Genomic DNA, 3,642 nt, shown 5'->3' with positions numbered 1-3,642 from the left:
TGTCCAGGCCGGCCTGCCGCGCCACCTGGTGCATCCCGCCGAGGAGCAGGCCGGAGAAGCCCCTGCGCTGGTAGTCCTCCGCGACCTCGATGCCCAGCGCGACCAGGGCGCCGGCGGGCCGGCCCGCGTCCCGGTCCGCGAACGCCCGGGCGATGGAGTCGTCCAGTCCGGGGCCGAGGTCGGCGGCCGTGCCGTCCCAGGTGCGCGGCAGCGAGCGGCCGGCTCCCGCCACCGCCTCGCGCTCGTCGTCGTACAGGACGAACTGGTACTCGGGGAAGTCCTCGAACAGCCGGTCCCAGAAGTCATCGTTCACATCGCCGTGCAGGTTGTACTCGGGCACGATGCCGGCGAACCGTTCCGGCATCTTGTCCCACAGCTCGGGGCGCTCCGCGTGGGTCACCACGACCAGGGCCATCGGGTTGTCCTCCCTCTCCTGTGAATCCCGCGGTTACGCGGGGACCTCGACGTCCCAGACGATGACGATCGGCAGACCCTCCCAGGCCGCCCGGGCCGCGTCCGCGATGAACTCCTCGTAACCGCCGGGCGCGAGACGCCCGTTGAAGAGCGGCTCGTGGAGGCCCCGCACCCGCAGCCCCGCGTCCGTGAACGCCTTCAGGTAGTGCCCGGGAAGGTGCACGTGGTTGCGGACGAACGCGAGCTCGTCGGAGCCGTGCACGAAGACGCACTGCCCCTGGAGGGCGATGACGAACGGGTGCAGGTCCGACACCAGGATCCGCCCGCCGGGGCGCACCACCCGGGCCAGCTCGGCCACGCCGGCCGACACGTCCTCGAGGTGGGTCATCGCCAGCGAGCAGACCGCGAGGTCCACCGAGTCGTCGTCGAGCGGCAGGCTCTCCAGACGCCCGGCCCGGAACTCGGCCTCCGGGGCGCGCTCGCGGGCCTTGGCGAGCATCTCGGGCGACTGGTCGACACCGATGGTCCGGTGGCCGCGGGCGACGAGGGCGCCGGTCTGACGGCCGGTGCCGCAGGCGGCGTCGAGGGCGGTGCCCACCGGAAGGGTGTCCAGGATTCCGTGCAGCACGGGCTCCTCGACCTCGATGTACGAGTTGGGCAACGAGTCGTAGACCACCGACCAGGAGGCGTAGCCCTCGGCGACGTCGAGTTCGCTGACGTCGACCCCGCCGTCCGGCAGCCTCTCGTCGCCCGCGGCGAAGCGCCGGATCTCCTCGACGCGTTCCTGGAGGAACTTCTCGTCGCCTCCCAGGGCGTTGCGGAGGAGCGCCAGCCCCTCGATCCCCAGGACCAGTTCCCGTGCCCTGAATTCATGACTCATGCGGACTCCTCATCGATGGCCGTGGACATCGGATTCGCGGCAGCCGGCGGACGCGGCTGGATTCCGGCCTACCCACCCCGCGGAGCACGGACCCGGCCGCTCGATCGGCTGTCCGAAAGGCGGCCCTGAATGACCGGTTCACGGCATTGTCGCGCCATATCCGCGAAACCCCTGTCAATTTCTCCGAAATCGACCAGAATGCGTATTCGACGATCGGCCGATCCACCGGGAGGAAGAATGATAGAGGGATATCTCGGCAGGGAAAGCGTCACCTCCGGGGGCGAGTTGACGCTCCACGTCTCCACCGACGCGCCCCGGTTCCGGCTGAGGTTCTACCGGCTGGGACGCGAGCTGGAGCCGGTGGCGGAGACGGACTGGCACCCGGGCTCGCTCCACCTGCCGCCCCCGCACCCCGACGCCGTCCCCGGCCGGGCCTCGCCCGCCGAGGACTGGGGCTGGCCGCCGCTCACCCTGCCCGTGCCCGAGGACTGGACCCCGGGAATGCACCTGGTCCAGTTCGTCGAGGACGACGAACTCCCCCTGCTCGACGCCTCGACCGTCGAGGGCCCGGCGCGCGAGTTCTTCGTCGTGCGGCCGAAGCGGGCGGGCAGCCGGTCCACGATCCTCTACAAGAAGTCGACCTTCACCCGGCACGCCTACAACCGCTCCGACCGCCCGGGCGAGGACCGCGCCGCCAGTCTCTACGACCACCCCGTGTACCTGTCGGACGCGAATCCCCGCGGACACAAAGTGAGCCTGCGCCGACCCGGCGGAGTCATCGATCTCGCCTACTGGGACGCCCCGTTCATAGCTTGGCTGGAACGCAACGGCTATCCGGTCGAATTCTGCACCGATCTCGACCTCCACGAGGACCCGGAACTACTGTCCTCGTACGGTCTTCTGCTCAGCGTCGGCCACGACGAATACTGGAGCGACGCGATGCGCGCCCATGCCGAGCGATTCGTCGGGGACGGCGGGAACATCGCCTTCCTGAGCGCCAACACCTGTTGGTGGCGAATTCACGTGACCGACCGGAACACCGCTTTCGTCTCCGACACCGACCACCACGTGGGCGACGACTATCCGCACCTTCCGGCGACCGACCAGTGGTGGCCGGCGGCACCGGACGGAGTCGGCCGCCCGGAGAACTCCCTCACCGGGGTGAGTTTCCGCAACGGCGGAATGTGGGCGAGCCCCGGAGGATGGCCCGGGGACCGTCCGCGCGACGGGTACACCGTGCAGCACGCCGACCACTGGGTCTTCGCCGGCACCGGGCTGCGCGACGGCTCCGACGGCTCCGGACCCGACCGCCTCGGCGCGGGCACCGCGCTCATCGGGTACGAGTGCGACGGCGCCGCCTACACCCGGGACGCCGACGGGGTCGCCCACGCGACCGGCGAGGACGGCACCCCGGACTCTTTCCTCATCCTCGGCATCCACGTCCTCGAACCGGTCCACGAGGACTTCCACGACTTCAAGTGGAGCCACTGGAACGGCCCGGCCCGGGAGCCGGGCCGTTCCCCGAGGGCCGCGACGATGGGTGTCCACACCGCCGGCGGCACCGTGTTCACCGCGGGCACCACCGACTGGCCGGTGGTGTGCGGTCACGAGCAGGACGCCGGTGTCGTCCGGATCACCCGCAACCTCCTGGAGCGGCTGCGGCACCGTACGACGCGTCCGTGAGCAACTCGCGCAGTCCGCGGATCCGCACCGCCCCGCTCGGCAGGGGCGGCTCGGATCCGCGCACCGCAGGGTCCGGCCGGCACAGGTGGACGGACCGCATCCCGGCGTCGAGCGGGCCGATGACGTCGGGTGCCCACATGTCGCCGACGAACAGCACCTCGCCGGGCGGCAGGGCGCACCGCTCCAGCAGCACCCGGTAGATCAGCGGGTGCGGCTTGCGCGCCCCGGCCCGGGCGGAGCCGACGACGAAGTCGACCGCCGGGCCGAGGCCGGCCTCCTCGACGCAGTCCTCCAGGTTCCAGAACCAGTTGGAGCACAGCCCGATCCGCAGCCCCCGGTCACGCAGTTCCCCGAGGACGGGACGGACGTCGTCGAAGAGCTCCAGCCGGACGGCCTTCATGGCCCGGTCGATCTCCCGGACCAGGCCGTCCAGTTCGCCCTCCGGCACCCCGCAGGACCGCGCCCTGCGCCGAAGCCTCTCCAACTCCCAATGGTGATAGGCGAGTTCACCAACGGAGTGGACCGCGTATTCCTCCCCCTCGCGGGGGGGCCCCCGCCCCCGGGGCGCCCCGCGGGGGCCCCGGGGGGGGGGGGCCCCGCGGGGGGAGATGACCCCGTGTTTCGGGGGGCGCCGGTGGGGCCAACCCCCCCCCCGGCCCGTGTAA

The 3,642-nt window shown here is 71.5% G+C and carries 3 protein-coding genes and 1 pseudogene; 1 reads left to right on the top strand and 3 read right to left on the bottom strand.

Going from position 1 to position 3,642, the window contains the following annotated elements; all coding sequences use genetic code 11:
- Both ACFRMQ_RS32075 and ACFRMQ_RS32070 read right to left on the bottom strand, forming a co-directional pair.
- A pseudogene (locus ACFRMQ_RS32075) lies at positions 1 to 415 on the bottom strand (N-acetyltransferase); the annotation flags it as partial.
- A gap of 33 nt (positions 416 to 448) precedes the next feature.
- Complete coding sequence (locus tag ACFRMQ_RS32070) at positions 449 to 1,294, bottom strand: class I SAM-dependent methyltransferase (RefSeq protein ID WP_380734239.1); 846 nt, start codon at positions 1,292 to 1,294, stop codon at positions 449 to 451.
- Between the two features lie 237 nt (positions 1,295 to 1,531).
- On the opposite strand from ACFRMQ_RS32070, the gene ACFRMQ_RS32065 reads away from it, so the two are divergent.
- Positions 1,532 to 2,977: a N,N-dimethylformamidase beta subunit family domain-containing protein gene (locus ACFRMQ_RS32065; RefSeq protein WP_380734238.1), complete on the top strand. Its 1,446-nt coding sequence runs from the start codon at positions 1,532 to 1,534 to the stop codon at positions 2,975 to 2,977.
- Here the strand turns inward: ACFRMQ_RS32065 and ACFRMQ_RS32060 are convergent.
- Complete coding sequence (locus tag ACFRMQ_RS32060; protein WP_380734237.1) at positions 2,928 to 3,461, bottom strand: HAD family hydrolase; 534 nt, start codon at positions 3,459 to 3,461, stop codon at positions 2,928 to 2,930. The genes ACFRMQ_RS32065 and ACFRMQ_RS32060 overlap by 50 nt on opposite strands.
- Positions 3,462 to 3,642: the final 181 nt, after the last annotated feature.

This window comes from Kitasatospora sp. NPDC056783, assembly GCF_042789895.1.
GTDB lineage: Bacteria > Actinomycetota > Actinomycetes > Streptomycetales > Streptomycetaceae > Kitasatospora.
Note: the sequence above shows the minus strand (reverse complement) of the source record. Positions and strands in the feature narration are given on the sequence as shown.